The 26,083-nt window shown below is 66.5% G+C and carries 21 protein-coding genes; 7 read left to right on the forward strand and 14 right to left on the reverse strand.

The features are described 5' to 3' along the window. Positions 1 to 34 precede the first annotated feature (34 nt). On the forward strand, positions 35 to 562 hold the full coding sequence (locus JOE69_RS16405; protein ID WP_309800564.1) for a GNAT family N-acetyltransferase: 528 nt from the start codon (positions 35 to 37) through the stop codon (positions 560 to 562). Here JOE69_RS16405 and JOE69_RS16410 read toward each other — a convergent pair. After that, complete coding sequence (locus JOE69_RS16410; protein WP_309800566.1) at positions 471 to 1,157, reverse strand: DUF2071 domain-containing protein; 687 nt, start codon at positions 1,155 to 1,157, stop codon at positions 471 to 473. The genes JOE69_RS16405 and JOE69_RS16410 overlap by 92 nt on opposite strands. 181 nt (positions 1,158 to 1,338) lie before the next feature. Here JOE69_RS16410 and JOE69_RS16415 point away from each other — a divergent pair, with 181 nt between their 5' ends. Beyond that, positions 1,339 to 2,085 carry an SCO6745 family protein gene (locus JOE69_RS16415; RefSeq protein WP_309800568.1) on the forward strand — a complete coding sequence of 249 codons (747 nt, stop codon included), beginning with the start codon at positions 1,339 to 1,341 and terminating at the stop codon, positions 2,083 to 2,085. A gap of 65 nt (positions 2,086 to 2,150) precedes the next feature. Here JOE69_RS16415 and JOE69_RS16420 read toward each other — a convergent pair whose 3' ends face one another. Both JOE69_RS16420 and JOE69_RS16425 read right to left on the reverse strand, forming a co-directional pair. Further along, positions 2,151 to 2,678 carry a GNAT family N-acetyltransferase gene (locus JOE69_RS16420; RefSeq protein WP_309800569.1) on the reverse strand — a complete coding sequence of 176 codons (528 nt, stop codon included), beginning with the start codon at positions 2,676 to 2,678 and terminating at the stop codon, positions 2,151 to 2,153. 27 nt (positions 2,679 to 2,705) lie between these two features. Beyond that, a complete protein-coding gene (locus JOE69_RS16425; protein ID WP_309800572.1) occupies positions 2,706 to 3,218 on the reverse strand; it encodes a MarR family winged helix-turn-helix transcriptional regulator in 513 nt (170 codons plus the stop codon). A 41-nt stretch (positions 3,219 to 3,259) separates the two neighbouring features. Between JOE69_RS16425 and JOE69_RS16430 the strand changes: the two genes are divergently transcribed. Beyond that, entirely contained in the window at positions 3,260 to 4,237 is a 978-nt protein-coding gene (locus JOE69_RS16430) for a DMT family transporter (RefSeq protein WP_309800574.1), read from the forward strand. On the opposite strand, the gene JOE69_RS16435 is transcribed toward JOE69_RS16430, so the two are convergent. Together JOE69_RS16435 and JOE69_RS16440 are read right to left on the reverse strand one after the other, a co-directional pair. Beyond that, positions 4,158 to 5,081: an NAD(P)-dependent oxidoreductase gene (locus JOE69_RS16435; protein WP_309800577.1), complete on the reverse strand. Its 924-nt coding sequence runs from the start codon at positions 5,079 to 5,081 to the stop codon at positions 4,158 to 4,160. The genes JOE69_RS16430 and JOE69_RS16435 overlap by 80 nt on opposite strands. A 51-nt stretch (positions 5,082 to 5,132) precedes the next feature. After that, a complete protein-coding gene (locus tag JOE69_RS16440) occupies positions 5,133 to 5,591 on the reverse strand; it encodes a carboxymuconolactone decarboxylase family protein (RefSeq protein WP_309800579.1) in 459 nt (152 codons plus the stop codon). A gap of 88 nt (positions 5,592 to 5,679) precedes the next feature. On the opposite strand from JOE69_RS16440, the gene JOE69_RS16445 reads away from it, so the two are divergent. Continuing rightward, the gene (locus JOE69_RS16445; RefSeq protein ID WP_309800581.1) at positions 5,680 to 6,576 is read left to right on the forward strand and encodes a sigma-70 family RNA polymerase sigma factor; all 897 of its coding nucleotides are present in this window, start codon (positions 5,680 to 5,682) and stop codon (positions 6,574 to 6,576) included. A 40-nt stretch (positions 6,577 to 6,616) separates the two neighbouring features. Beyond that, a complete protein-coding gene (locus JOE69_RS16450; RefSeq protein ID WP_309800583.1) occupies positions 6,617 to 7,366 on the forward strand; it encodes a hypothetical protein in 750 nt (249 codons plus the stop codon). On the opposite strand, the gene JOE69_RS16455 is transcribed toward JOE69_RS16450, so the two are convergent. The 3 genes from JOE69_RS16455 to JOE69_RS16465 form a co-directional block, all read right to left on the reverse strand. Further along, positions 7,357 to 7,695, reverse strand: coding sequence for a hypothetical protein (locus tag JOE69_RS16455; protein WP_309800587.1), 339 nt, complete (start codon positions 7,693 to 7,695; stop codon positions 7,357 to 7,359). The genes JOE69_RS16450 and JOE69_RS16455 overlap by 10 nt on opposite strands. Positions 7,696 to 7,870: 175 nt before the next feature. Next, on the reverse strand, positions 7,871 to 9,865 hold the full coding sequence (locus JOE69_RS16460; RefSeq protein WP_309800593.1) for an FAD-dependent oxidoreductase: 1,995 nt from the start codon (positions 9,863 to 9,865) through the stop codon (positions 7,871 to 7,873). Further along, the gene (locus JOE69_RS16465) at positions 9,862 to 10,434 is read right to left on the reverse strand and encodes a PadR family transcriptional regulator (protein WP_309800595.1); all 573 of its coding nucleotides are present in this window, start codon (positions 10,432 to 10,434) and stop codon (positions 9,862 to 9,864) included. Before JOE69_RS16465 ends, JOE69_RS16460 begins: the two co-directional genes overlap by 4 nt. A gap of 172 nt (positions 10,435 to 10,606) precedes the next feature. Here JOE69_RS16465 and JOE69_RS16470 point away from each other — a divergent pair, with 172 nt between their 5' ends. Continuing rightward, on the forward strand, positions 10,607 to 11,527 hold the full coding sequence (locus tag JOE69_RS16470) for an NADP-dependent oxidoreductase (protein ID WP_309800599.1): 921 nt from the start codon (positions 10,607 to 10,609) through the stop codon (positions 11,525 to 11,527). Between the two features lie 172 nt (positions 11,528 to 11,699). Here the strand turns inward: JOE69_RS16470 and JOE69_RS16475 are convergent, their stop codons facing one another. After that, complete coding sequence (locus JOE69_RS16475; protein WP_309800602.1) at positions 11,700 to 12,347, reverse strand: biliverdin-producing heme oxygenase; 648 nt, start codon at positions 12,345 to 12,347, stop codon at positions 11,700 to 11,702. A 176-nt stretch (positions 12,348 to 12,523) separates the two neighbouring features. On the opposite strand from JOE69_RS16475, the gene JOE69_RS16480 reads away from it, so the two are divergent. Beyond that, positions 12,524 to 13,072 (forward strand): YbaK/EbsC family protein, encoded by a 549-nt coding sequence (locus JOE69_RS16480; protein ID WP_309800604.1) that lies wholly within the window; start codon positions 12,524 to 12,526, stop codon positions 13,070 to 13,072. 15 nt (positions 13,073 to 13,087) lie between these two features. On the opposite strand, the gene JOE69_RS16485 is transcribed toward JOE69_RS16480, so the two are convergent. Genes JOE69_RS16485 through JOE69_RS16505 form a run of 5 tightly spaced genes read right to left on the reverse strand, consistent with a single transcriptional unit; the run spans position 13,088 to position 26,058 of the window. Continuing rightward, complete coding sequence (locus JOE69_RS16485) at positions 13,088 to 14,278, reverse strand: glycosyltransferase (RefSeq protein WP_309800608.1); 1,191 nt, start codon at positions 14,276 to 14,278, stop codon at positions 13,088 to 13,090. 13 nt (positions 14,279 to 14,291) lie between these two features. Beyond that, positions 14,292 to 15,134, reverse strand: coding sequence for an alpha/beta fold hydrolase (locus JOE69_RS16490; protein ID WP_309800610.1), 843 nt, complete (start codon positions 15,132 to 15,134; stop codon positions 14,292 to 14,294). Positions 15,135 to 15,171: 37 nt separating this feature from the next. After that, complete coding sequence (locus JOE69_RS16495; protein WP_309800612.1) at positions 15,172 to 15,495, reverse strand: acyl carrier protein; 324 nt, start codon at positions 15,493 to 15,495, stop codon at positions 15,172 to 15,174. After that, positions 15,492 to 18,728, reverse strand: coding sequence for an acyltransferase domain-containing protein (locus JOE69_RS16500; protein ID WP_309800618.1), 3,237 nt, complete (start codon positions 18,726 to 18,728; stop codon positions 15,492 to 15,494). Before JOE69_RS16500 ends, JOE69_RS16495 begins: the two co-directional genes overlap by 4 nt. 1 nt (position 18,729) lies before the next feature. Continuing rightward, on the reverse strand, positions 18,730 to 26,058 hold the full coding sequence (locus JOE69_RS16505) for an SDR family NAD(P)-dependent oxidoreductase (RefSeq protein ID WP_309800620.1): 7,329 nt from the start codon (positions 26,056 to 26,058) through the stop codon (positions 18,730 to 18,732). Positions 26,059 to 26,083: the final 25 nt, after the last annotated feature.

A 26,083-nucleotide genomic window follows, 5' to 3' on the forward strand; every position in this document is an offset into this window, starting at 1 on the left:
TCTCCGGCAATCCGAACAGAACAGGACCAACAGCATGCGGATCGTCGCCGAAAGCCCGGACCATCCGGAGGTCCGCGCTTTGTTGGCCGAACACCTCGAGGAGATGCTTCGAACCTCCCCGGCCGAAAGCGTGCACGCCTTGGACCTCGACCGGCTGAAGCAACCGGACGTCACGTTCTGGACGGCACGGGAACCAGGCTCGTTGCTGGGCTGCGGTGCTTTGAAGCAGCTGTCCGCGACCTCGGGGGAGATCAAGTCGATGCGGACCGCGGGCGGCGCCCGGCGCCGCGGCGTCGCCGGCGCGATCCTCGGCGAGATCGTGCGGGAAGCCGGAACGCGCGGTTATCGGAGTTTGTTCCTGGAAACCGGTTCGCAGGATTTCTTCGCTCCGGCCCGGCGGCTTTACCGGGCGCACGGCTTCACCGAGGCGGAGCCCTTCGCCGACTATTCGGCCGATCCGCACAGTGTTTTCATGGCCCTGCGGCTCGACTCCAACGGGCCGGTATCGCCTGCATCAACAACGCATGGTCGAACCTCGCGGAATCCGCCGGCAGGGCATTGAAAAACGACGACTCCAGTTCGCGGACCTCCAGCGGCGAGGTGGCCCAATACCCGGTCCGGAGCCGGACCCCGGTGAGCACCCCGGTCCGGGCTGCTGCGGACCAGGCAACTGGACTTGCCGCGACGAATTCCGAGGCCGCTCGATGGCTCGGGAACAGGTCGCTGTGCCAGTTCTCGGCCCGCTTCGCATGTACTCGGGTGAACTGTTCGCGCGCATGCATTTCGAGGCGGAATTCGCGGTCGGTTTCCTGGACCCGGAAGGTGCCGCGCTCGCCGGGGCCCGGCAGCCACCGGCCGCTGGCTGCCGCGAACCGCGAACCGGAAAACTGCTGCGGCAAGAACACCCCGCGTTGCACGCCGTCGGGCCCGTCCCATTCGACCGCGATCCGGTCCGCGGCATTTTCCATCCGCCAGCCCAAGGAAGCGGGAATTCCGGCCGGCCGGGCCTGCGCCAGGCGGATGAAACAAGTCCCGGCCACCGCGTTGCCCTGGACGATCTGCGGGCGCAACGGTGCGGGCAGCAAGTCCCGGGCAAGTGCCCGGTCGAGCTGGTAGTTGAGCAATATCCGTCGTTCGATGACTGACCTGATCTCCATCCGTCGAGTCAACCCTGAATCCGGCCGCGTTTTTGAACGGCAGGCCCGACCTCGCGCTGATTCCCAGCAGCACCGATTCGAGTTGCCGGACCGGGCCGGGGGCGCGGCATTCTGCAGTACCGTGGGAGGTACGTGGGGACCGGCAGGCCGAGTCCCTGGAACCAAGCGGAAAGGCAGTTCAATGGCGAAAGATGCCCTGGTGAGCGTCGGCTCGAAGTTCATGGTTTCCCCGGAGATCAGGGCGGCCGGTGAAGCGATCGGCATGCACGGATCGGCGTTGTACTTCCGCGGCCGGGTTGCGGCGCTGGGCGAGGTCAATGCGGTTGCGGCCGCAGAAATCATGGGCATCTTCCAACCCAGCCTGATCGAGCATCTGTGGCGCAAAACGGCGGGCGTCAGTGCGGCGGAGGCGCTTTCGGCCTACCTCGGAGTCTGTTCTGCCTGGGGCAGGAGCCATTTGGCCGGATTGAGCGATCCGGAGCGGCTGGTGGAACTCGCCGGCCGGGTGGTGGACCAGACCGGAATCTCCGCCTTGGCGCTTTTCGGCGCTTGGCGCCGGGTGGAGCGCCCGGAAGATCCGTTGGCTGCCGCGGCCTTTCTGCTGATGCTGTTGCGTGAATTGCGCGGCGGACTGCACTTCGCAGCACTCGCCGTGCAGGGACTGGAAATTCCATGGGCCATGATCGCTGATCCGGCGCTGAGCAGCCCGAAACATTTCGAGAGCCTGGGCTGGCGCGAGGCGGATATCGAAGCGGCTAATCGCGAGGCTGCTGCGGTGCCCCAGCTCGCCGAGCGTTGGGCGGCCGCGGAGGAACTCACGGTGGCGGCTTTCCGGAAGCGGCTGTCGGTATTGGACGACGCGGAACAAGCTGAACTGACCCGATTGATCGCAGAGTCGGACGAGCTCAGCTCGGCGCATTCCGCCTGACCGGAGTTCGCCGGACCAGGGATCGCTCCCGGGCCGGTGGGTCCGGACTGTTTCAGGTCTCGATTTCAGGTCTCGATCCAATAGCGCCGGACCGCTTCCGGGGCGTCCGGTGGAGTCCGGGAATCTTCGTAGACGCCGCGATTGGCCTCGATGGTCCGGCGGGAACCCTCGTTGGATTCCAGACAGGTCACCAGGACCCGGGGCAAGCCCAGCTCCGCCGCCTTGCCGAGCGCTTCTGCCAAGGCCCAGCTCGCAATGCCTTCCCGACGCCGGCTCGGCCGCACGCTGTAACCGATGTTCCCGCCATAGTTGAGCAGATAGTCGTTCAGCCGGTGCCGGATCGAAACTCCGCCGAGATACTCGGCTGCTTCGGTGATCCAGAAATAGCTGCAATGCACCATGCCCGGAGCAGGCGCCACGGCCGGGTCGTCCTGTAGCAGAATGCTCGCCAGCCAGGCGTCGAACGCGGCCGGGTCTCCGGCGTCTACACTCGGCAGCAGCCCGGTGCCGTCTTGGTGCGCGCCGGCGAATTCCCGGTGTGCTGCGAGCCAGGAATCGTATAGCCGGCCGTCCGGCCGGATCAGGGTGCGCATGCCATCAGATTAGTGCAGGCAGCGGCGTTATCGGGTGTGGTCGGGGGTTTCGAAATTGCGCAACCAAACCGTGAGCAGCCGTTCCAGCTGTGCGGCATCTTCGGCGGAGAGCGCGTCGAGGAGGCGCCGCTCGTTTTTCATGTGCTCCGTGAAGGCCTGATCGATCAGGCTTTTGCCGGCTGCGGTCAAACCGACGACCCGGCCACGGCCGTCGTCGGCACGCACCGATCTGACCACCAGGCCGGCCTTTTCCAAGCGGTCGATCCGTTTGGTGATCGCGCCGGTGGTCACCATGGTGAACCGGGCCAGCTCGCCGGGCGCACGTTCGTAAGGGGCGCCGGCCCGACGCAATGTGGCCAACACATCGAAGTCTCCTTCGCCCAGGCCGAACCGGCGGTACACCGTGCAGAGTTCTTCGGTCAGGAATCCGGAAAGCCGGTGCAGCCTGCCGATCACCCCCTGCGGATGCACGTCGAGGTCCGGCCGTTCCTGGCGCCATTCTGCCTGGATCCGGGCAACGTGGTCATGCGGCGTAGTCATGGCAACGATCATAATCTTCCGTGGAAGGTATGATAACTTCCATGGAAGGTAATTTTCGGTGGGCGCTCGTCGCGGCCATCGCGCCGATCGCCTGGGGCAGCAATTATTTCGTCACCAAGCAATTGCTGCCAGCGGACCATCCGCTTTACGGTGCCGCGATCCGCGCCCTGCCGGCCGGAATTCTGCTGCTGCTGCTCAGCCGGAGGATTCCGCAGGGCTCATGGTGGTGGAAGTCGGCGGTCTTGGGCACGCTCAACGTGGCTGCTTTCTTCGTGCTGATCTACGCTGCCGCGCAACTGCTGCCGACCAATGTCGCCTCGACGATCATGGCGACCTCGCCGGTGGTGATGATGCTGTTGGCCTGGCTGCTGCTTGCGGACCGGCCGAAGCTGTTGCACCTGCTCGGCGCCGCCTTGGGCATCGGGGGAGTCTGCTTGATGCTGTTCAGCGCGGAAGCCCCGGCGCGCCCGCTCGGCGTGCTGGCCTCGGTGGCCGCAATGCTGATGTCTTCGCTCGGCTACGTGCTGGCCAAGAAATGGAGCTCCGGAATCGACATCATGGCCCTGAGTTCTTGGCAGCTGCTGGCCGGCGGGATCGTGCTGCTCCCGGTGGCAATGCTCTTTGAAGGCGCTCCGCCGGCTTTGGACGGGGCGGCGCTTTGGGGCTTCGGCTATGTCACCATCGTGGCGACCGCACTGGCCTATGTGGCCTGGTTCTCCGGTCTGCGGCACCTGGGCGCCGGGAGCGTCGGCTTGATCGGGTTGCTCAATCCGGTGACCGGGGTGTTGCTCGGTACGCTGATCGCCGGCGAAGCCTTGGGGGCACAGCAGGCCGGCGGCTTGCTGCTGGTGCTGGCGGGCGTGCTGCTCGGGCAGCCGGTGGCCGCGAAGCTGCTCCGGCGCCGTCGTGCCCGGCCGGACGAGAGCTCGCCCCGCGGGTCTACTGGCCCGGTTGAATCGATTCGACCGGTCGCCGCGGACCCCGCGCGGCCGAAGTCCTCGCTTCGATCGCGCGGATGACGGCGGCCATGTCGGCGCTGCCGTGCCCCAAGGCGTCGGTCTCGGCGAACAGGGCATGGCAGGCATCCAGAACCGGCGTGGCGATGCCGGCGGCCCGGGCCGCCGAGGCGATGAACTGGTTGTTCTTCAACACATCGGCGATCGCGGCCTGCGCGGCGAAGTCGGATTCCACCAGCTTCTCCGATTTGATCCGCGAAACGCTGCTGGACATCGGGCCGGAATCCAGTATGCCACGCAGCTGCTGCAGGTCCAGGCCCTGTTGCCCGGCGAAATGGAAGGATTCGGCCAACCCGGTCACGGTGCTGATTAGGAAGATGTTGACCGAAAGCTTCATCATGAGCGCTGCCGGAACTGCGCCGCAGACCACGGTCTCCCGGCAGATCGGGGCCAGCAGCGGCCGGACCTCGGCCACCACCTCGTCCGGACCGGCCAGCATACCGATCAGCTCGCCCGCTTCGGCGGGTTTCCGGGAGCCGGAAACCGGCGCCTCCAGATAGGAGCCGCCGGCGGCGAGGATCTCGGTTTCCAGGCCGAGCGAATACTCCGGAGGCGTGGTCCCCATGTGCACGATCACCCGGTCCCGGACGTTTTCCGCGAACTCCTCGGTGCCCCGGCCGAGGACCGAGTCGATGGCATCGCCATTGGCCAGCATCATGATGGTGACCCGGGCGCTGCGGAATACTTCGGCAGCATCGGCTGCCGCCCGGGCACCCGCGGCCAGGAGTGCCGCGGATTTTTCCGGCCGACGATTCCAGATCAGCAGATCGGTGCCGGCATCGACCAGGTTCCGGGCCATCGGCTCGCCCATGATGCCGATGCCGATGAATCCCACAGTTGTTCGCATCACTCTGTTCTAGCCGAGATTCCTTCCGGAAAACAGGTCCAAACGGGCAGGTTAGTTCCACTTCGCGCCGGCCGGCTGCGCGATCGCCATGTTGATCCGGTTCCAGACATTGATCGTGCTGATCGACAAGATCAAGGAGGACAGTTCATCGGCCGAATAGTGCTCGGCTACCGCCGACCACAGCGCATCCGGCACTGGATCGGCCTGATCCGCGATCCGGGTCAGCGCTTCGGTCAAGGCCAAGGCTGCGCGTTCGGCCTGGTTGTACAGCGGCGAGTGCCGCCATGCCGCGATCGAGGCGATGCGTTCTGCGGATTCCCCGGCTTCGCGCAATTCCCGGGAATGCATGTCCACGCAGAAGGCGCAGCCGTTGATCTGGCTCGCCCGCAGGTGGACCATTTTGTGCGTGGTCTTGGGCACGGCTGAAGCTTCGGCGGCCTTGCCCAGGGCGAGCAGCGCCTGCATTGCTCCGGGGGCGGCGATTGCGGGGTTTTTGATCCGGGCTTCCATCAGTTCTCCTTGGTTTTCGCGGCATTGTCACATTCGGCGCGAACGCGCCGTCATACTGATGACGAATCCCCGAGGGAGAATGTGACAGATGGTGCGAAATGATCTTTTGACCGAGCAGTTCGAGGCGCAACGGCCGCGGCTGCGAGCGGTGGCCTACCGGATGCTGGGCAGTTTCAGCGAAGCCGACGACGCCGTCCAAGAGGCGTGGCTGCGGTTGTCCCGTCAGGATGCGACCACGATCGAAAACCTGGCGGGCTGGCTCAGCACAGTGGTCGGCCGGATCTGTTTGGATTTCTTGCGCAGCCGCGGTGCGCAACGCGAGGGTCCGTTGGAGGCGGCCGAGGAGCGGATCCGGCTCCCGGAGCTCATGCTGCGCCGCGCGGATGCCGCTGACCCGGAAGAACAGGCGATTCTGGCCGATTCCGTGGGGGTGGCGCTATTGGTGGTGCTGGAGACCCTGTCGCCGGCGGAACGGCTGGCCTTCGTGCTGCACGATGTCTTCGCGCTGCCGTTCGAGGAGATCGCCGAAGCGGTCGGCAAGTCGCCCGAAGCGACCCGCCAGCTCGCCAGCCGGGCTCGGCGCAAAGTGCAGGGCGTCGCGACGGTGCCGGATCCGGATCTTGCCAAGCAACGTGCCGTGGTGGCGGCTTTCCATGCCGCCTCGCTGACCGGCGACTTCGACGCGATGGTGGCGGTCTTGGATCCGGAAGTCGAGTTGCGGGTGGACCAAGGGGCGTTCAATGCGAATACCCAACGGATCCAGGGTGCGGCAAACGTCGCGTCGCAAGCATTGATGTTTTCGCAGTTCGCCCGGTTCGAGGTGCCGGTACTGGTCAACGGCGTCGCCGGGTTGGCGACGGTCGTGGACGGCAGATTGTTCTCGGTGCTCGCCTTCACGGTGTCGGGCGGTACGGTCAAAGGCATCGACATCCTGGCGGATCTGGAGCGGCTCGGCCGCATCGATATTTCGCAATTGACCGGCTGAAGGGCCTTGCCAGCGTGGTCGTTGCCGGATTCAATGAGGCATGAGCCTTATCGATCCGTCCGCAGCGGCCCGGGAGCGTGCCGCCCGGAAACGCGGCCCGTTGCCTCTGCTGGTCACCGGGGCGCTTCTGATCGGCTTCGGCGGATTCGCCGGTTACGGTTGGTCGGACTTCACGGCCGGCGGGTTCGAAGCGGCTCCCGAAGTACTCTCGATGGTCGCGATCCCGCTGGGCATGACCGGCAGCATCATCTCGTTCATCGCCTGGTCGGCGATGTCGTTGCGGCGGGAACGCTTCAACGTGGGGCTGGGCCTCGGCCTGATTCTGCTCGGTTTCGGCTCGGTGTTCCTCTGGACCGCGAGTTCTGCCGAGGCCGCGCGCTCGGACACCTCGGTGCTTTGGATTGTCGGTTCGGCCGCGCTGGCGGTCTCGGCGTTGCTGATTCTGCTCAGTGTGCTCGGTGCGGTCAGGCGGGCCGGCCGCGGCCGTTTGGAGGAAGAGATCATGCGCAATGGCCGGGAGACCGTTGCCGCGGTCTCCGATCAGGGGTACGTCCGGTTCCGGGAGAGCGCCAATATCCTGACCACGGTGACCTTCACCTTCCATGACGCCGAAAGCCGGCAGCGTTGGGTCCGCCGGAGCATGCTGATCAGCGAAAACGCCCCGGTGCTCAACGGGCAGAAAACCCGGCTCTGGTATGACCCGATGGAGCCGGGCAATGAGAAGAAGATCGTGGTCGAGATGGCCCGAAGCTCGAAAGTCTTCAGCCGGGCACCGGGGACTCAGGCGTAACGCTCTTCCGGAATCGATGCGAGCACCGACTCGGCGGTGCGTGGTGCCAAACCGTACAGCTGCTGGAAACCCATGATCATCGGATTCCAGACATCCGGATTGATCCGATTGGCATGTCCGGCGAGCTGCAGCTCGGGCCGGACGTGCACGGCGAGCACCTCGAGTTCCACGCTCAGGATCTTTCCCGTCTGCTCGGGCAGATCGGACATCAGGGGCGTGGCACCGACCAATCTGGTTTCCTGGTGCACCGGGCATTGCTCGATCCTCGGGGTGCTGATTTCGGTGCTGGGCAGGAAAACCAGGCCGGCCCGGCCGGCCTTGTCCGGCACCTAGCGGTAGCCGCGTTTCGCCTTGCCTGCCAAGAGCACCGGGGTTCCGAAATACAGGATCGACGGTGCGATCCGGCGGTGTTCGGCAGAGAACGGCATATGCCAAGTCTGCAGTTTCGACCCGGTCCGCGCTGGCGGAAATCGGACGGAGCGCTCCGCCGCCGGAAGATTCGGCTCAGAGCGCGGCGGCCAGTTCCGTCGCCTGTTTGATCGCACGTTTGGCATCGAGTTCCGCGGCGACGTCCGCCCCACCGATGACATGCGAGGCACCCGCGGACAGCTCGCGCACCGAGTCCTGGCCGGCGCACAGGATGATCGAATCGACCTCGAGCAGCCGGGTGCTGCCATCCGGCAGGCCCAGGTGCAGACCGGCGTCGTCGATCTTCTGGTAGGCCACACCGCCGATCAACTCCACCTTGCCGGCCCGCAGCGCGGCCCGGTGCACCCAGCCGGAGGTCTTGCCCAACCCGGCGCCGAAGGAACTGGTCTTGCGCTGCAGCAGGAACAATTCGCGTCGCGGGGGAGCGGCGACTGCGGTGCCCAATCCGCCCACCACGTCTGCGCCGTCGCTCACACCCCAGCGGGCCTGCCATTCGGCAAGCGATTCATGCGGTTCGTGCAGCAGGTATTCGCCCACGTCATAACCGATTCCGCCGGCGCCGATGATCGCGACCCGACGGCCGGCGGTCTTCTCGCCGCGGAGCAGTTCGTCGTAGCGGATCACCGAGGAGTGGTCGACGCCGGGAATCTGCGGCACCCGGGCTTTCACCCCGGTGGCCAGCACCACGTCGTCGAACCCGGAGAGCAGTTGTTCGGATGCGGTAGTGGAAAGCCGTACCTGGACGCCTAGGACTTCCAGCCGCCGGGTGTAATACCGCAGGGTCTGCGCGAATTCCTCTTTGCCCGGGATCTGCATCGCGAGGCGGAATTGGCCGCCGAGCTCGGCCCGGGCCTCGAACAAAGTCACCGCATGGCCGCGTTCGGCGAGCCCCACCGCGGCGGAAAGCCCGGCCGGTCCGGCACCGACCACGGCTATCGATTTGCGCCGTTGCGGGGGTACCGGGAGCAGCTGCAAACGGGTTTCCCGGCCGGCCCGGGGGTTCACCATGCAGCTGGCCTTCTGGTTCGCGAAGGTATGGTCCAGGCAAGCCTGGTTGCAAGCGATGCAGACGTTGATTTCATCAGCTCGGCCGGCCGCCGCCTTGTTCACGAACTGCGGGTCTGCCAGGAAAGGGCGGGCCATGGAGATCAGATCCGCGTTGCCTTCGGCCAGCACTTGCTCCGCGGTCTCCGGGGTGTTGATCCGGTTCGAGGCGACCACCGGGATGCCGACGGCGGCCTTGAGCTTCCCGCTCCAGGCGGCGAACGCGGCGCGCGGTACCGAGGTCACGATGGTCGGCACGCGGGCCTCATGCCAGCCGATGCCGGTATTGAAGAAGCTCGCCCCGGCGGCTTCGATCTTCTGCGCGAGTTCCAGGATTTCGGTCCAGGTCTGCCCATCCGGAACCAGGTCCAGCAGCGAGATCCGGTAGCTGATCAAGAAGTCGGGACCCATTGCTTCGCGGATCCGGCGCACGATTTCCACCGGGAAGCGCATCCGGTTCTGCGCGCTGCCGCCCCATGAATCGGTCCGGTTGTTGGTGTGCCGGGCCAGGAACTGATTGATCAGATAACCTTCGGAACCCATGATTTCAACGCCGTCGTAACCGGCTGAGCGCGCCAATCTGGCGGTTCTGAGATAGGCCCGGATGGTGCGTTCCACGCCGCGGCTGGAGAGGGCCCTGGGCCGGAACGGGGTGATCGGGGATTTGATCTTCGAGGCGCCCCGGCTCAACGGCTGGTACCCGTACCGGCCGGCGTGCAGGATCTGCAGCGCGATCAGTCCGCCTTCAGCGTGCACCGCATCGGTGATGATCCGGTGTTTCCGGGCCGTGTGTTCGGTGCGCAGCATGGAGCCGGCCGGCAGCAGCGCGCCTTCCAGGTTCGGCGCGAAACCGCCGGTGATCAGCAAAGCCGCACCGCCGGCGGCGCGCTCGGCGAAGTAGGCGGCGAGTTCCGGAAAGTGCTTCGCCCGGTCTTCCATGCCGGTGTGCATCGAACCCATGATGACCCGATTGCGCAGGGTCACCGAGCCCAGCTGCAGGGGTTCGAGCAAGTGCGGGTAGGTCATGGCTTCTCCTGCCGTGTCGGGGTGGGGTGCGCGGGGTCGCGGTCCAGCAGTTCCAGCATTTCTTCGCACCAGGCGATGTACCCGGTTTCGGTGCGGATCCCGCCGCGCAACACCAGATACGGTGGAAGCCGCGCGGCATCCAGGGCTTCCGGATCCGGGTAGTTGCGGGCGGCTTCGGCCAGATAGTAGGCCAGCCGTGCGCGGTGCGCTTCTCGTTGCCGCTCGATGTCCAGCCGCACTGCGGTCGGGTCGCCGAAGTTCATGCCGCGGATCTTCACCGCGAATTCACTGCGCGGCTGTTCCGTGGGGGTCGGTTCCCTGGTCCACTCATGCAGCGCCCGGCGGCCGGCGTCGGTCAAGCGGTAGACCTTCCGGCCGGGTTTCCCGGTGCCTGCCTGCAGCTCTGCGGCGAGCTCCCCGGAATTCTCCATTTTGGCGAGCAGCTGGTAGATCTGCTGATGGCTGGCTTGCCAGAAGAAGCCCAGGGATTTGTCGAAACGGCGCGCCAGGTCATAGCCGCTGGCCGCCTTTTCGGCGAGCGAGACCAGAATCGCGTGCTTCAATGCCATGCATCAAGTTTCATATGCAATAACTTGCATAGTCAAGCGTCGGGCCGATTTTCCGGATGTGTCCCAGACGACAGTCCGGGCGGAAATGATTTTGCGGCATCGCCGGTTGCTCCCTGGTGGAAGACGCGATTCCGATTTGAATGCCCGGTCCCGGGTGCCTGAGGAGGCAGCTATGTCCAGATTCGTCCAATATGAAGAATTCGGTGGCCCCGAGGTTCTGCAGATCGTCAATGTGGCCGATCCGGAGCCCGGTCCCGGAGAAATCCGGATCAAGGTGGCGGCTGCCGGGCTCAACCCGGTGGACTTCAAGATCTTCCACGGCGGACCGATCGCCGAAGCTTTCGGCGCCAGCCTGCCGTCCGGAGTGGGCAATGACTTCGCCGGAGTGGTGGACCGCGTCGGCGCCGGCGTTTCGGAGTTTGCGGTGGGCGATGAGGTCTTCGGCGCGGCGCGGAACCATGCGATAGCCGATCTGGTGGTGGTTCCGGTGGAATCGGTGCTTCCGCTGCCGGCAGGATTGAGCCTGGAAACCGCTGCTACGCTGTGGGTCGCCGGGCGCACCGCGTGGGCCTTGGTGGAGTCGCTGGAGCTGACCGGCCAGGACACCGTGGTGGTCAGCGCTGCTGCGGGCGGGGTCGGCGTATTGGCCGCCCAGTTGGCCAAGCGCAAGGGCGCCACCGTGATCGGCACCGCGAGCGCCGCGAACCACGAGTACCTGCGCAGCATCGGGGTGCTGCCGGTCGCCTACGGCGAAGGCTTGGCGGACCGGCTGCGCGCCGCCGCCCCGCAAGGATTGACCGCGATGGTCGACGCGCAGGGCGCGGCCAGCATCTCGGCGGCGCTGGCGGTCGGGGTGCCGACGGCCAGGATCGTCTCGGCTGCGGCCCATGCCCCGGACGAACTCCAGGGCGCCCGTGCGGTCGGCGGCAATGACGCGACGACGGAAGAGCTCGCGGTTGTCGCGCAGCTCGTGGCCGACGGCGCCCTTGAGGTGCCGATCGACTCGAGGTTCCCGCTGGACCAAGTCCAACAAGCGTACGTCCGGGCCGAAGGCGGCCACCTGCGCGGCAAGATCGTCGTTTCCCTGGCCTGAGCCACTGAGCCACTGAGCCACTGAGCCACTGAGCCACTGAGCCACTGAGCCACTGAGCCACTGAGCCGCGCCAACCTCGCGCTTTTTTGTGCCGTTTCTACTGTCGACTAGTCTCGAATCTGTCGGAATTTCGGCGCATGCTGCCGCGATGCGATTCCGGTCAGCAAGGACTTCAGGCTGCGGCTGCGCTGGCGTCCGCCAGATCGGCGAACATCGCGATATTGAGCTTGAACGCCGCGTGGACTTCGGCGACGACGCGTTCCTGTTCGGCCGGAGCGAGGCCCAGGGCGTTCAGTTTCGCCCGGTACCGGTCCTTGAAGGGCTTGGTTTTGGGGATCGCCGGGAAGCTGTAGAAACGCACGCCGTCAAGATTGAGTCCGAACTGCCGTTGCAGCAGCCGCTGCATGATCTGACCGCCGGACAGATCGCCGAGGTAACGGGTGTAGTGGTGCGCGATGAAGCCGACTGGCCATTCCGCGCTCCGGTCGATCTGTTCGAGGTAATCGGCAGTGGCGGGCAGCGGTGAAATCAGCTCGCGCCATTGCGGCCCGATCAGGAAGGCCAGGTCCTTTTCGATCTCCGGCACCCGGCTCAGTTCCGCGGAATGGAACCCGCCGACCACTTCGTCTTCGGCCAGTCGGGCGGCCATCGATTCGAGCGCGTGGTAGACGAAGTATTGCTGCGCGGCCAGTGCGGTGTAGTCGGCGAGCGAGCGTTTGCCGGACATCAACTCCGAGATGAACGGCGAATCGTGCGCTTGCTGATGCAGGAATTGGGTCGAATCGCGCAATGTTTGGGAAAAGCCGGTGCTGCTGGACATCTGGACCTCATACGCTGGGAACGGAACAATGCAAGTCTATTAGGTAAGGCTAACCTTTGCTATACTTCGAGTGTAACCAGCTAAGGCCTTGCTGACAATATGTCAGCAAAAATTCTTTGCCGGTTTCCGTCCGCTCGAAGCAAGCGTGCGCCGGTTCGGCTGTTTAGGATGGCCGGATGGCGAACTATCTGCTGGGAGCTCTCGAAACCGTGCCGGCGCTGAGCCGGCTTGATCTGTTGGCCCCGTCGACGGCGGATTTCCTGCGCGGGTTCGCTGCTGCGGACCGGGTGGGCGTCGTCGAAATCGATCCGGAGTTCTCGGATACCGCAGCGACCCGGGACGCCTATGCCTTGGCTCCGGAAGCGCTGGTCAACTGCGTGATCGTGGCCGGCAAACGGGAGGGCATCGAGCGGATCGCGGCTTGTCTGGTCCCTTTTACGAAACGGGTTGATGTCAACAATGCGGTCAAACGCCGGCTGGATGTGCGCAAAGCGTCGTTCTTACCCCAAGACCGCGCGACCGGACTCAGCGCGATGGAGTTCGGCGGGATCACCCCGTTGGGCCTGCCTTGGCCGGTGCTGCTCGATGAAGCGGTGGCGGAACTGCCGCTGGCGTTGATCGGGTCCGGGATCCGGAAATCGAAGCTGATCCTGCCCGGCGACCTGCTGGCCCGGCTGCCACAAGCCGAACTGCTGGCCGGGCTAGGGGTGCGGATCAGCGGCTGACCCGGCCGCCGGCGCTCAGACCGGCAAGCGCTCCTTCGCGAGCACGTTCTCGATCGCGTCCACTGCGGCCCGGAGGCCGCCGGCAGCACGCAGCGCCTCGGCGTGGGGCCGGGCGTTTTCCCGGTACTGCGGATCGCGGAGCACCTGTTGGGTGGCTTCGGCGATCTGCGCGGCGGTGGCCCGGGAGAACCGCACCGCGATGCCGATGCCGTATTCATCGCTCTTTTCCGCGAGCAGCGGCTGGTCGTCCCGGATGCCGGCCAGGACCATCGGGACTTGATGCCAAATGCCCTCCAGAACGCTGTTGTAGCCGCCGTGGTTGATGAAGCCGACCACGTGCTGGAGCAGTTCCTGCTGCGGCACATGCGGTACCACCAGGATCTCCGGATCGTCGAATCCGGCCAAGGCGTTCGAAGGGTCCGCGATGATGGCCCGCAGCCCGGCTTCGCGCAAACCCTGCGCGGCGGCTTGGATGAACCGGTCCCCGGCACCGACGTTCGTGGTGCCCAAGGCCACCAGGACGGTCGGCGATTCCTGGGCGAACCGGATGATCCGCCGATTCTCCGCCGCCGCTTCCGGGGAAACCGCAGCTGGGCGGAACACCGGCCCGACGAACTCCACCGGCCCGGGCAGCTCGGTGCGGGCGTCGAAGAGTCCGCCGATGCCGAAGGCGATGGTCAGGAAAGGGGAGTAGAGCGGGTCAGCGCCGGAATCCGGATCGCCGATGTCCTGGCGCAAGCCGCGGAACAGCTCATCGCGCCATTCCAGGACCTTCGGCAGTTTGCCCACCGGGTTGATCAGTTCGATCATCGTGGTGGCCGAAGTCACCCACGGCACGCCCAGGCGTTCGGCCACCATCGAGCCGGCCAGAGCCTGCTGGTCGACCAGCATCAGATCGGGCCGGAAATCGCGGACCGCAGCCTCGACGTCGGCCGCCATGCCGCGGGCCAATGGCACGAAACCGTCCTCCCAGAGGAATTTCAGCGCGCCCGGACCCATCAGCTTCACCGGCCGCTCCGGCTGCACATCGGCTTCCCAGCCGGTGCGGTAGTTGTAGAACTTGGTCTCCGGCGCCAGGAACCGGGAATGGAATTTCCACAAACCGGACCAGGCCACCTGGTGGCCGCGGCGTTCGAGTTCATCGGCGATGGCCAAGGGCGGGCTGCTATGGCCCACCAGCGGCGGGACGACGATCAAAATGCGCATGCGAGGGCACCAATCAGTGGGAAGGTTCGTGGTTGGGGACGGGGCTGAGGGCCTTGCCGGAGACCACCGGGTGTTCCAGCACCCAGTCGATCAAAAGCTCTTCGAGCAGGCGGGGCACATCGGTGAGCAGCGAATGCCCGACGCCGGGCACGATCACGGTCTTCACGTTCTTGATCAGTTCCCGGACCTTGGGCTCCTGTTCGACCAGTTTGAATTCACTGCCGTAGACCGCCAGGACCGGCATCTCCAATCCGGCGATCGCATCGTCGGCGACCAACTGGGCTTGGGGCAGTTCTTCGAAGAAATTGGTGTCCTTGGCCATCCGTTTGCCGTTTTTGAGCATTTTGACCCCGGGCATGCCGAAGCTGGCGAGCATCCGGACCATGGCATCGGGCCGGCGCATCTCGGCATAGCTCTCTTCGAAGGCCTGGACCATTTCATTGGCCCAGAACGCGGTGGGCGGCTCGGCCTCCAAAGAACCGAGACTGGCTACCCGCTCCGGGAACTTGAGCGCGAATCCATAGGCGATGGTGCCGCCGTAGGAGTTGCCGGCGATATGCACCGGAGTACCGTCGTGGATGGTGTCCAGCAATTCGGCGATGTCGTCCAGGATGTGCTCCATCTGGTAGCCGGATTTGATCCGTTCGCTTTTCCCGTGCCCGCGATGGTCGAACATGATCACGTCGATGCCCGCTGCCGCGATCGCCGGCGCGATGGTCAGGTAATAGCTGGCCAGATTGTCGATCACGATGCCATGGACCAAGACGAGCGTTTCCCGCGGCTCGTCCGGCGCCAGGTTGCTGGCCCGGAGGATTTCGTAGTTGAGCTTGAGCCCGTTGATGGTCAGGATGGTCATGGCGATTTCCTCAGGGTTCGGGGCGATCGGGTGCGGTTCAGGCTTGGCTTGCGCCGGTTCCGTTCAGGCTGCTGGTCACATAATCGACCAGCTGGCCGACGTTCATGCTGATGATCTCCTCGAGGTCCAAGGATCCGAGGAATTCGGCGAAATTGATTCGCTCACCGTAGATTTCGCGCAGTTTCCCGCCGAGCGTGACCAGGTCGATGCTCTCCAGCTCCAAATCCTCCTGGAACTGGGTCTCCCTGGTCACTTCGATGTCCTCGATGTCGTATTCGTCGAGGATCTCTTCAATGACCCGGGTGATTTCGGCGAGTACGGACTCGGCGGTCGGAGCAGTGGTCGGAAGTTCGATGGTCATTGCGGTGTCCTTTCAGAGTCGTCCAGACCGGTTGTCCAGGCGACGATGTAGCTTCGTTCGGTGAGTATTTCGAGGTTGTGGATGGTGCTGACCGCCACCCGGTAGCGCCGCCCGGCCGCAGTGTCGACGTCGAGCCGGTAGTCGCAGTCCGGGGTTCCCGGATGCACTGCGACCACTTCGAGTTCCCGCGGCCGGCCGGCCAGGCCGGTGCCCAAGGCTTTGCCCACCGCTTCCTTCGCGGAGAAGAACCTGGTCAACCAGGCCAGCGCCTCGGCCGGCTCGGCGTCCTTGCGCAGCGCATCCAGCCGAGCCTGCTCGGCGTCGCCGAAAAGCACTGCTTCGATCGATTCCGGCCGGCTTTCGATGGCTTCGACGTCGATGCCGACGCCGGCCGATCCGGGCACCCGGGGCCGGGCGATGGCGACGCCGACGTCGTTGCTGTGCGCGATCGAGAACTCGAGTTCGGGCAGTTGCCGCCCGTGTACGCCGGACACCGTCGGTTGCCCGCTGGGCAGGTGCCCGATGGCCAACTCGGCCGGGAAGACGCCGGACGGGTCCGTGCTCCACAAGACGCGCCGGATCGCGTCTTTGGCCGCGATCTTCCCGAGCAGCCGCTGCCGTCGGCCGCGCGGCGGGCTGGCCAGGTGTTCCTGCCGTTCGGCCCGGCCGAAATACTTGCGCAGGGTCAGGTCCCGGCTGGCCAAATCGGGCCAGAAATCCGGCAGCAAGACCCAACCGCCCGGCTGCGGCAGGGAGAAGGTGTGTTTCTCGATCGCCTCGTCCATGTCGTGGATATTGGGTTCGTTGTCGAAACGGTGTTCCTGCCACCCGGTGATTTGGCACCATACCCGGCCGTCGTGCACCAATTGGCCCGTCACGGCGAACGAATCTTCGGTGAATTCGGTGATCTTCAGGTGGCATTCCAAGACTTCGCCGGGCAGCGGCTCCGGCCCGCTGAACGCCATGGTCTGCACTCCGACCGGGAACACCCGGGAACGACGGCTGAACTGGAGCTGGACCCAGTACCCGGCCAGCTGGCCGATGCTGTCCATCAGCGAACCCTTGGCGTCCTTGGCGACCAGGCTGGCCCGGATGTGCCGTTCGCCGACACCGTGCACCGCCGTAATGATCTGGTATTGCGGCCCGTGGAACATCCAGCCTTCGCTGTAGAGCTGCGAGGCATGGCTGATTCCGGCGGGCCGTTCGGCCGACGTGTCGACCGGCCAGACCTCGCTGGCCGGAGCCGGGTACTCTGCGGCCAGTTCGATGGTGCCGTGGGCGAACCCGCCGAAGGAGACGGCCAGCCGGTGGTCATCCAGCCAGTCCATCGCGATTTCGACGTCGGTCGGCTCGCTGAGGTCCACCCAGCGGTCCAGCCGGACCTCGTGCAGCGCGACCGCGGACCGGCCGGTGGCGGCTTCGGCGGCGTCCATCATGAACCGGATGATCGCGGTTCCGGGCACCACCGGGAACCGGTCGCTGACATCCGGCCAATCCTCGCGTTGCCGGAAGAAGCTGTGGTCGATCAGGTAAGGCATCCGGTCGAGCGAAACCGTCAATGCGCGCGGCGGAAGCTTTGGCCTCGAGTCGGCCACGGGTTCCGCCGGCCCAGCGGTTCCCGGCGCTTCCGGCGGAAGCTGCGGTGCCGGAAGCGCCGCGGGCGGGAGGCTTGCGGCAACTGACGGTGGAACCTGGATTTGCCGGAGCGCGCCCGGCAACGCGGCGGCCCGGGCCAGCGAGCCATCGAGCAGGGCGGCGACCAGGGCCTCCGATTCGGTGAGGAACGCGTCCAGCTCCGCGGCGAGCAACGGCGAAAGATTGCTCCCGCTGCGGAAGCCCGCGGCGCGTTCGGAAGCGTCGACGGGGGAAGCCGCTCCGCCGGCCGCAGCCGCAGCTGGGGCTTTCGGCGGCCCGGCGGATTCGACCGGTGTGTCAGATTCGGCCGGTGCGCCGGATTCGACCGGTGCAGCAGCGGGCGAACTGACGCCCAAAAAGCCCAAATCCACCTCCCGGCCGCAGGCCCAAAGCGCCGTGAGCACACTGCGCAGCTGGTTCAACCCGGTGCGGTGCGAGGCATTGGCGCTGACCACCACATGCTCGGTGTGGTGCAAGGTGTCCGAGATCAAACTGCCCAACTGGCCCGGACCGAGCTGAATGAAAACCGTGCTGCCGTCCGCGTGCATATTCGCGATGAGTTCGCGGAACCGGACGTGCTCGACCAAGTGCCGGATGAAGATTTCCTGGATCTGCGCCACGTCTGCCGGGAACGGCCGCATTGTGGTGGCGGACCACACGGGCCGCTGCGCCGGGGAGATCGCCCAGGATTCGGTCAGTGCCTGGATCTGGCCGACGTGTTCGCGGAACATCGGCGTGTGGAAACCGGAAGCGAACGGCAGCACCCGCGAGATGAAGCCTTGTGCCCGGAATTCCGCGACGATCTCCTCGACGGTCTGCAAGGGGCCGCAGATCATCGATTGCTGCGGCGCATTGTCGTGCGAGAGCACCACATCCCCGCGGCCCTGCAGAGCTGCGGACACGGTCTCGGCAGAGGTGCCGATGACTGCGAAGGCCAAGCCCGGGAACTGGATTTCGGTCATTCCGGATTCGTCCAGGAACCGGTCGACGGCGCCGCCGTCGTAAATGCCGCCGATGATCATCGCGGACCATTCGCCCACGCTGTGCCCGGCAAGTTCATCGGGAATCACCCCGATCCGCTGCAAAGCCGCGGCCAGCACCCGGGAGACCTGCAGCACCGCGCTACTCTGCAACTGGGTGCCCTGCAGCGCATCGCCCTTTCCGGCCGCGCCACGCAGCGCCGGCAAACCGAAGTGCTCGATGACGTCGTCGATCCGCGGGCTGAAGTCGGCCTCCAAACCGGGGCAGACGAAAGCCAGTTTGCCGCCGCCCCCACCCGGTCCGGAATCCGCCCGAGCGCGCAGCAACGGGCCGGGCCGGAACCAGACATCATTCCGACCGTGCCAGGGATTGCCCCGGCTGACTGCTTTGCGGGCCACGTTGAGCTGCTTCTTGCCGGGCGCCACGATGCCCAACCGCACTGGCCCGTCTCCGGGCGGCGTGCCGATCCGGGCGAGCAGTTCGGCGTCTTCGGCCATCAGGAGCTGTTGCATCTCCGGCAGGCTGCCAGCGCTCAACAGCAACACCTGTGCGGCATCGGGCTCGACCGCGGACCGGACGGCGGCGGTGCGCGGCAGGTTGCCCAGTTCGGTGCTCAACTCACCACTCCGAAGCGGTGTAGACGACGGCGTTCACATGGCGCTCGCCCCAAGCGAGCTCCTTGAGCAGCGCATGCGTCCCGGCCTCGGGGTCGATCAGTTTGATGCCGCGCCGGACGAAGTCGCGGCCGAGTTCGTCGCTGACCATTCCGGGATTGCTGCCGGAGGGCGCCCAGGGCCCCCAGTGCACCGTGACGGCACGCTGCCCGGTGCGCAACGACCAGGCGGTGCCCATGGCTTCCAAGGCGTCGTTCGCGGCGGCGTAATCGCTTTGCCCCCGGTTGCCCATCGCGGCCGCGATGCTGCCGAAGAAGACCACGAATCCGGGGCTGACCGGCAGCGAATCCAGCACCGCCAGAATCGTGGCGGCCCCGTCCACTTTGGTGCTGTACACCCGGCGGAACGATTCCGGGTCCTTGTCCGCGACCAAACCGTCTTCGATCACTCCGGCCGCATACACGATGCCGTCGATCCGACCGTTGCGGTCATGGATCCGGCCCAGCGCCTCCCGGACCGCATCCGCGTCCCGGACGTCCACCGATTGGTATTCCACGCTGCTGCCGTTGGCGCGCAGCCCTTCGATGGTGCCGGCGACCTCGCGCCGGGCCAAAATCGCTGCGGCTTCGCGTTCGATCGAGGCCGCGCTGGCTCCGGGGCGGCCGGCCAAGACGCGGCGCAGGGCCGGAAGATCAGCGGCTGCCGCGGTGTCCGCGGGCTCGGCCAGGCCGTCGAAAGCGGTACGGCCGATCAGCTCGATGCGGCAGCGGCTGGTGCTGGACAGGGTGTTCGCGAACTTCGCGGTGATCCCGCGGGCGCCGCCGACCAGGACGACGACAGAGTCCCGGTCCAGCTGCAGGGCTTCGGCTTCGGCAGCGCCTTCGCCGGCCGGACCGGCTCCGGTGGCACCGAGCAGGCCCAGATCGGTGTTGACCAGTTCCAGGCCGGTGCGTTCGCCGTTGAACAGATCCACGATCGGTTCATTCGAGACATCGGTGAGTTCGGCCAGCAGCGACGCTGCGACCGCATCGGCCGGCTTGGTGGGCTCGATGTCCACGAGACGGACCAAGGACTGCGGGTATTCGCGGGCCAGGCTGCGGAACAGTCCGCGCAACCCGATCGTGCGTTCGGCCCGGCCGGATCCGTCCGAGGCGATCGGCCGGGCGGCCAGCAGGTACCGCGGCCCGAGCGCCATGGCCGCTTTGAAGAGCGGGAACAGGTCCGGCACCGCGGCGGTCTGCGGATTGTCCAACGGATCGAGGTAGAGCACGCCGTCGATGCCCGGTTGCAAGGCCTCGGTTGCTTGCTCCGGCCCGGCCAGCACCGCAGTGGCGCCGAGTGCGGCGGCGGCCGACACAGCCTGGCCGGCGATCTCGCCGGAACCGATGATCAGCAGTTGCCGGCCGGCCAGCGCGCCCGCGGTGGCTTGCGGCAAGTCCAAACGGGTTTTCTTGAAGAGCAGCCGTTCCGGAGTGTGGCCCGGTACCGCCGAACCAGCCTGGGCGGGCTCTGCCGGTTGCTGATCCGCCGCGGCCGGTGTGGCCGGTTCGGCCGGGGTTCCACTGAGCGATACCAGGAGCCAGTCGGCGATCGCGCCGGTGGTGCGGGCTTTGGAAAGCTCATCGAGCTGGTTGTCGCTGAGTTTGCTGCTGCCCCCGGCCTCCGCGAAGCGGGCGGCCAGCTCTCCGGCGATTTCGGTGCGTTTGATCGAATCGACGCTCAGATCGGCTTCCAGGTCGAGGTCCGGTTCGATCATTTCGGCCGGGTATCCAGTCCGTTCGCTGATGATCTCCACGACCGCGTCCAAAATCGCCGAGATGTTCAACGCGGCGGCTTGCGGGCTGACGGCTGAGCCGGTTGCCGGACCGGCGGGGGCGCCGATCGGGGATCCGGCCGGGGCCGCTGCCTCGACGGCGCTGCCGATCCGCGCGCTGAGCCAGTCGGCGATCGCGCCGGTGGTGCGGGCCTTGGAAAGTTCTTCGAGCTGCCGGTCGTCCAAGGCGATCGCGGAACCTTCGACCTTGCTGAGCCTGGCGGCCAGCTCACCGGCGATTTCGGTGCGCTTGATCGAATCGACGCTCAGATCGGCTTCCAGGTCGAGGTCCGGTTCGATCATTTCGGCCGGATACCCGGTGCGTTCGCTGATGATCTCCACGACCGCGGCCAGGATCGCGGCAGGGCTCAAGCCGACCGCCGGGGCCGGGTTCGCCTGCGGTTGCAGCAGCGTCGCAGTGGCCCCGACCGGAGCGCCTCCGGCCAGGCCCGCTCCGGCTGCGACGGGGCTGGCCGGCGCCGGCGCGGGCGGTCCCGGCACAGCCGGAGCCGCGGCGGCGAACTCGGGCGTCGCGGCAGGGGTAGGAAGGAAGGACTGGGATCCGGCCGATGGCGCGGACGGCGTGCCGGAACCGGATCCGAAGTAGCCCAGGAGCACGTCCCGTTGCGCGGCGACCATTTCACGGCTGGTCTTGAGGAACTCGGCGACCAGGGCATCCCGCTCGGCGAGTTGTTGCGGCTGTTGCGCTGCGGATTGCTGCACTGGGGTGACCTCCTGGAGACGTCGTGCTGGGGCGAGCGCGCCGGGGACTACTTTCCCGTCGCGAGTTTTGATGGTGGCGCCGTTGACGGTCCAACCCGGAGTCAGCGGAATGATCGAGCTGTTGATCGTCTGGGCATCGCGGCCGCGGTAGAGCCAATCGACCGATACCTTGGTCCCGGCCGTGGCCAAGCTCGCGAAGGCGACTAGGAGCTCGCGGATGCTGCCGCGCGAACTCCTGGCCAGCGGAACCACGGTGTGCGGCCGTTCGCCCAGGATTGCCGCGACCAATTTGCTGAGCACCTGGCCGGGGCCGACCTCGACGAAGGTCCGGGCACCGGCGGCATACATCGATTCGATCTGCTCGACGAAGCGCACCGGTGCGGTCACTTGGGCCGCGAGCTCGGCACGGATCGAAGCCGCACCCTGCGGATACGGCTGGGCGGTGCGGTTGCTCCAGACCGGGAATGCGGCTTCCGCCAGCGGCACTCCAGCCAGGGCAGCGTCGAAGCTGCGCGATGCCGCGGCGATCACCGGGCTGTGGAAAGCACAGGCCACCGGGAAGGTCTTCACCCCTAGGCCGGCCTCGCGCGCGGCGTCAACGGCCGCATCGATGGCTGCACTGGCACCGGAGATCACCGTTTGGGCCGGTGAATTGCGATTCGCCAGGGTGACGGTCGCAGCGAGCCCGGCCTGCTCCAGAGCGGCTTCGACGGCTTCGGCGGAGGCCGAGACGGCAGCCATCTTGCCGGGGTCTGCACCGATTGCGCCGACCACCGAGGCCGCACGGTCCGCGCTCATCGAAATCAGCGTCTTGGCATCGAAGACCCCTGCTGCGCTGAGCGCCGCGAGCTCGCCGTAGCTGTGCCCGGCGGCCAGATCCGGCCGGATGCCGGCTTTGCCGAGCAGCTCGCCCAAAGCGATGGCGGCAAGGCCCAAAACCGGTTGCGCGACCCTGGTATCCGTGATCCGGAGCGATTGCGCCTCGGATTCCTCCGCGGTGAAGGCCGCCGGCGGAAGCATCGCACCCAGCCAGGGGCGGCCCAGGGCCAAGGTTTCGTGCAGCTCCGGGAAGGCGACGAAAAGCTCCCGCAGCATCCCCGGACGTTGGCTGCCCTGGCCGGGGTAGAGGAACGCCAAGGACCCGGGCTCCGCAGGTTTCGCGGCCGTGAACAAGCCTGCGTCCGGGTCGTGTTCGCCTTTCGCAGCGCGGGCCAGCAGTACTGTGAGCTCGTCGATGTCGCGGGCCACCAAGGCGATGGACGCCGGTTTGCCGGCGTTCGCCGAGCGGACGGCGTTGCTCGCGGCCAGGTCCCGCAGCCGCCAGGGCCGGCCATTGTCGTCGCCCAACGAGACGACGGCACCGAGCTCCTTCACCGATCGCATCGCGTCGGTGGCGTCGCCGTGGAAGAGGAACAGTTCGGCCGGCCACTCGTCGATGCTGTGCCGCGGCGGGGCGGATTTCTTGTGCCCACCCAAAACCACGTGGAAGTTGGTCCCGCCGAAGCCGAAGCCGCTGACCCCGGCAAAGCGTTCGTCCAACGGGGCGGTCCACGGAGTGGCTTCCTTGTTGAACACGAACGGACTGCTGTCCAGGTCCCAAGCCGCGCTCGGCGTGGTGACGTGCAAGGTGGGCGGTTTGACCCCGTTGTAGATCGCCATCGAGACCTTGATCATGCTGGCCATCCCGGCCGCGCACTTGGTGTGCCCGATTTGCGATTTCACCGAACCGATCGCGGCGTTTCCGGCCGGCACGCCGGACTCGGTGAAAACCTTGGTGAGCATGGTCAGTTCGGTGCGGTCGCCGACCACGGTCCCGGTGCCGTGCGCCTCGACCAGGCCGACCTGGGCCGGATTCACCCGGGCGTTTCGGTAGGCGCGTTCCAACGCCGAACGCTGGCCTTCCGGACGGGGTGCGGTCAAGCCCAGTGATTTCCCGTCGCTGGAACTGCCGATGCCGCGGATCACCGAGTAGATCCGATCGCCGTCGCGTTCGGCGTCCGCGAGCCGTTTCAGCACCAAACAGCCCACGCCTTCACCGAGTGCGATGCCGTCGGAGTTCCGGTCGAAAGCCCGGGACCGGCCGGTCGGGCTCAACGCCGTGACCGAGGCGAACAAAAGGTAGTCGTTGATCGTGTTGTGCAGATCGGCGCCGCCGCAGAGCACCATGTCCGCGGTGCCGAGAGTCAGTTCCTTGCAGGCCACGTCGAGGGCGGCAAGCGAGGAAGCGCAGGCCGCATCCATGGTGTAGTTGGCGCCACCGAGGTCGAGCCGGCTGGCGATCCGGCCGGAAATCACGTTGGAGAGCATGCCGGGGAAGGAATCTTCGGTGAGCCGGGGCAGCTGTTCGGAGAGCTCTGCCGGAATGTTCGCCACATAATTGGGCAAGATGGTCTGCACCAAGCTGGCGTTCGCCAGGTCGCTGCCCATCTCCGCGCCGAAGAACACCGCGATCCGGGAACGGTCCGCGGACGAGTTGAAGTTGGCGTCGTCCAGGGCTCGGCGGGTGACTTCCAGGGCGAGCAACTGGACCGGCTCGATCGCGCCCAACGACGCCGGCGGAATGCCGTAACGCAGCGGATCGAAGGGGATCTCCGGCAGGAACCCGCCCCACTTCGACGGGCTCTTGATCCCGTTGGAGGTGGCGCCGTCGTAGTAGACCGCCGGATCCCAGCGATCCGGGTGCACCTCCGTGACTGCATCTTTGCCGTTGACGATGGTGGACCAGAAGGCGGCGAGGTCCGGGCTTCCGGCGAACATGCCGGACATGCCGACGATCGCGATGTCCAGTGGCGCGGCGGTGGCCGGTTCGGCGTCGACGGGCTTCGCCTCGGGGGAGTGCCGGGCCAGGAATTCTGCGGCGTCGCTGCTCAGCGTGCGGTGCAAATCGGCCACCGTGGTGACCGCGGAACGCAAGGCGACGACTTCGCCGGCCATGAACATGCCGTCGGAGAGCTGCCGTTCGGCGGTGACTTCGTGCAGTTCGGAGCCGATGCGTTCAATGCCCTTGCTGGCCAGACGCAACCGGCCGAGATTGAGCGATTCGAGCTCTTGCCAAGCGTCCCGGTCCGGGATTCCTTCTGCGGACATCCGGGCTTTGATCGCCAGGAACTCTTCGGTGAACGGACTGCTCACGCACCGGGTCGCGTGCCCCGGGGCGGTTTCGAGCATCGCGGTCGTGGTGCCTGCGACGACTTGCTGCTGGAATACCTCGCTGATCGCACCGGAGGCAACTGCTTCCTCGGTGAAAAGATACGCGGTGCCGATCAGCAGGCCGATCAGGGCTCCTTTGGCGGCCAGCGGAGCGGCCATCGCGGCGACCATCGCCGCGGAACGTTCATCGCTGATGCCGCCGGCGAAATAGACCGTGACCGGGTCGCCGTCGAGCTTGTCGATGCGGTCTTCGAGGACCGCGATCTGGGCTTCCCAAAGCGCGAAGCTGTTGCGCGGTCCGATATGGCCGCCGCATTCGGAACCTTCGAAGATGAACCGGCGGGCGCCGGCGGTGAGGAACTGCCCGAGCAGGGCCGGCGAAGGAACGTGCAGGAAGGTTTTGATCCCCGCAGCTTCCAGCGCCGCGGCCTGGGCCGGGCGGCCGCCGGCGATGATCGCGTGGCTGGGCTTGACCTCGTGCACGATGGCCAATTGGGCGTCCTTGGTCGCATCGTCGGCGAAGCCCAGGATCCCCACGCCCCAGGGCTTGGCACCGATCCGGTCGCGGGTGCCTTCGAGCATTTCCCGGGACTGTGCGGCATTGGACAGGGCCAGGGCGATGAACGGCAACGCGCCCTCGGCCGCGACGGATTCGGCGAAAGCGGGCTGATCGCTCACCCGGGTCATCGGTCCTTGGGCCAGTCCCAACCGAGTGCCCATGTTCTGCGCCAAGGGCGAATCCGGAAGCAGGATGTCGGCGTGCTGCGGCTCGCGGATCGCCTTGCGCAAGCCTTTCACGCTGCCGGAGACATTGCGCCAGAGCGAGGCGAAACGGGCGGCCAGGAATCCGTCCTGGCCGATCGGCACCAGCTGCCGGTCCAGATCGGTGCTGCCGAGGTCGGCGGGCAGCTGCGGGTTGCCGCGCTCCGGTCCGGTGCCGGCTTCCGGTTTGCGGGCCGGGCCGCGACGGCGCAGCACCCGGTAGCCGTCGACCAGGAGGGTTTCCGAGCCGTCCATGGTGGCCAAAGCCGAGGCCAGTTCGGCCGAAGTGCCGGCTTCTTCCAGCAAGGCGAGCTGGGTGTCCAGGAGCACGCCTGCAGCCCCACCTGTGATGGCCGCCCGGGCGGTATTCGGTCCGATGCCGCCGGCCGCCCAGACGGGCAGCTCGACGTCGGCTGCAGCGACCAACTGCTGCAGCAGCACGAAAGAACTCAACGAACCGACCAGCCCGCCGCCGTCGCTGCCCCGGGCGATCAGGCCGTGCGCGCCCAGGCGCTGCGCGTTCAGCGCGTCCTCGAGGCTGCGCACTTCCACCAAGACCAGGGTGCTGCCCGGGACCTCTCCGGGTTTCCAGCCGGGCAGCAGTTCTGGATCCTGCGCCAGCAACAGGTGGCTCGGCGCGCTCAAGTGCTCCGCGAAGACCTCCTGCGGACTCACCCGGCAGCCGGTGTCCACCCTGATCCCGAACGGTTCCGAGGTCCAGCGGCGCACTGATTCGAGCGCCTGCAGGGCCGGCTCGGCGCGCGACCCGAGGTCCAGGATTCCGAGGGCGCCACAATTCGAAGCTGCGGCCACGAGCCGGGCGTCCGGCGTGGCGAACGGGCTCACCGCGAGGATCGAGATGCGGTTTGCAGTGTCAGCGCGCATGGAAATTCCTGTCTCTAAAGCGTTT

This window comes from Arthrobacter russicus, assembly GCF_031454135.1.
Lineage (GTDB): Bacteria > Actinomycetota > Actinomycetes > Actinomycetales > Micrococcaceae > Renibacterium > Renibacterium russicum.

Excerpts from the sequence above, each read along its gene's own strand:
- JOE69_RS16405 (WP_309800564.1), top strand. The coding sequence starts at position 35 with ATGCGGATCGTCGCCGAAAGCCCGGACCATCCGGAGGTCCGCGCTTTG.
- JOE69_RS16410 (WP_309800566.1), bottom strand. The coding sequence starts at position 1,157 with ATGGAGATCAGGTCAGTCATCGAACGACGGATATTGCTCAACTACCAG.
- JOE69_RS16415 (WP_309800568.1), top strand. The coding sequence starts at position 1,339 with ATGGCGAAAGATGCCCTGGTGAGCGTCGGCTCGAAGTTCATGGTTTCC.
- JOE69_RS16420 (WP_309800569.1), bottom strand. The coding sequence starts at position 2,678 with ATGCGCACCCTGATCCGGCCGGACGGCCGGCTATACGATTCCTGGCTC.
- JOE69_RS16425 (WP_309800572.1), bottom strand. The coding sequence starts at position 3,218 with ATGACTACGCCGCATGACCACGTTGCCCGGATCCAGGCAGAATGGCGC.
- JOE69_RS16430 (WP_309800574.1), top strand. The coding sequence starts at position 3,260 with ATGGAAGGTAATTTTCGGTGGGCGCTCGTCGCGGCCATCGCGCCGATC.
- JOE69_RS16435 (WP_309800577.1), bottom strand. The coding sequence starts at position 5,081 with ATGCGAACAACTGTGGGATTCATCGGCATCGGCATCATGGGCGAGCCG.
- JOE69_RS16440 (WP_309800579.1), bottom strand. The coding sequence starts at position 5,591 with ATGGAAGCCCGGATCAAAAACCCCGCAATCGCCGCCCCCGGAGCAATG.
- JOE69_RS16445 (WP_309800581.1), top strand. The coding sequence starts at position 5,680 with ATGGTGCGAAATGATCTTTTGACCGAGCAGTTCGAGGCGCAACGGCCG.
- JOE69_RS16450 (WP_309800583.1), top strand. The coding sequence starts at position 6,617 with ATGAGCCTTATCGATCCGTCCGCAGCGGCCCGGGAGCGTGCCGCCCGG.
- JOE69_RS16460 (WP_309800593.1), bottom strand. The coding sequence starts at position 9,865 with ATGACCTACCCGCACTTGCTCGAACCCCTGCAGCTGGGCTCGGTGACC.
- JOE69_RS16465 (WP_309800595.1), bottom strand. The coding sequence starts at position 10,434 with ATGGCATTGAAGCACGCGATTCTGGTCTCGCTCGCCGAAAAGGCGGCC.
- JOE69_RS16470 (WP_309800599.1), top strand. The coding sequence starts at position 10,607 with ATGTCCAGATTCGTCCAATATGAAGAATTCGGTGGCCCCGAGGTTCTG.
- JOE69_RS16475 (WP_309800602.1), bottom strand. The coding sequence starts at position 12,347 with ATGTCCAGCAGCACCGGCTTTTCCCAAACATTGCGCGATTCGACCCAA.
- JOE69_RS16480 (WP_309800604.1), top strand. The coding sequence starts at position 12,524 with ATGGCGAACTATCTGCTGGGAGCTCTCGAAACCGTGCCGGCGCTGAGC.
- JOE69_RS16485 (WP_309800608.1), bottom strand. The coding sequence starts at position 14,278 with ATGCGCATTTTGATCGTCGTCCCGCCGCTGGTGGGCCATAGCAGCCCG.
- JOE69_RS16490 (WP_309800610.1), bottom strand. The coding sequence starts at position 15,134 with ATGACCATCCTGACCATCAACGGGCTCAAGCTCAACTACGAAATCCTC.
- JOE69_RS16495 (WP_309800612.1), bottom strand. The coding sequence starts at position 15,495 with ATGACCATCGAACTTCCGACCACTGCTCCGACCGCCGAGTCCGTACTC.
- JOE69_RS16505 (WP_309800620.1), bottom strand. The coding sequence starts at position 26,058 with ATGCGCGCTGACACTGCAAACCGCATCTCGATCCTCGCGGTGAGCCCG.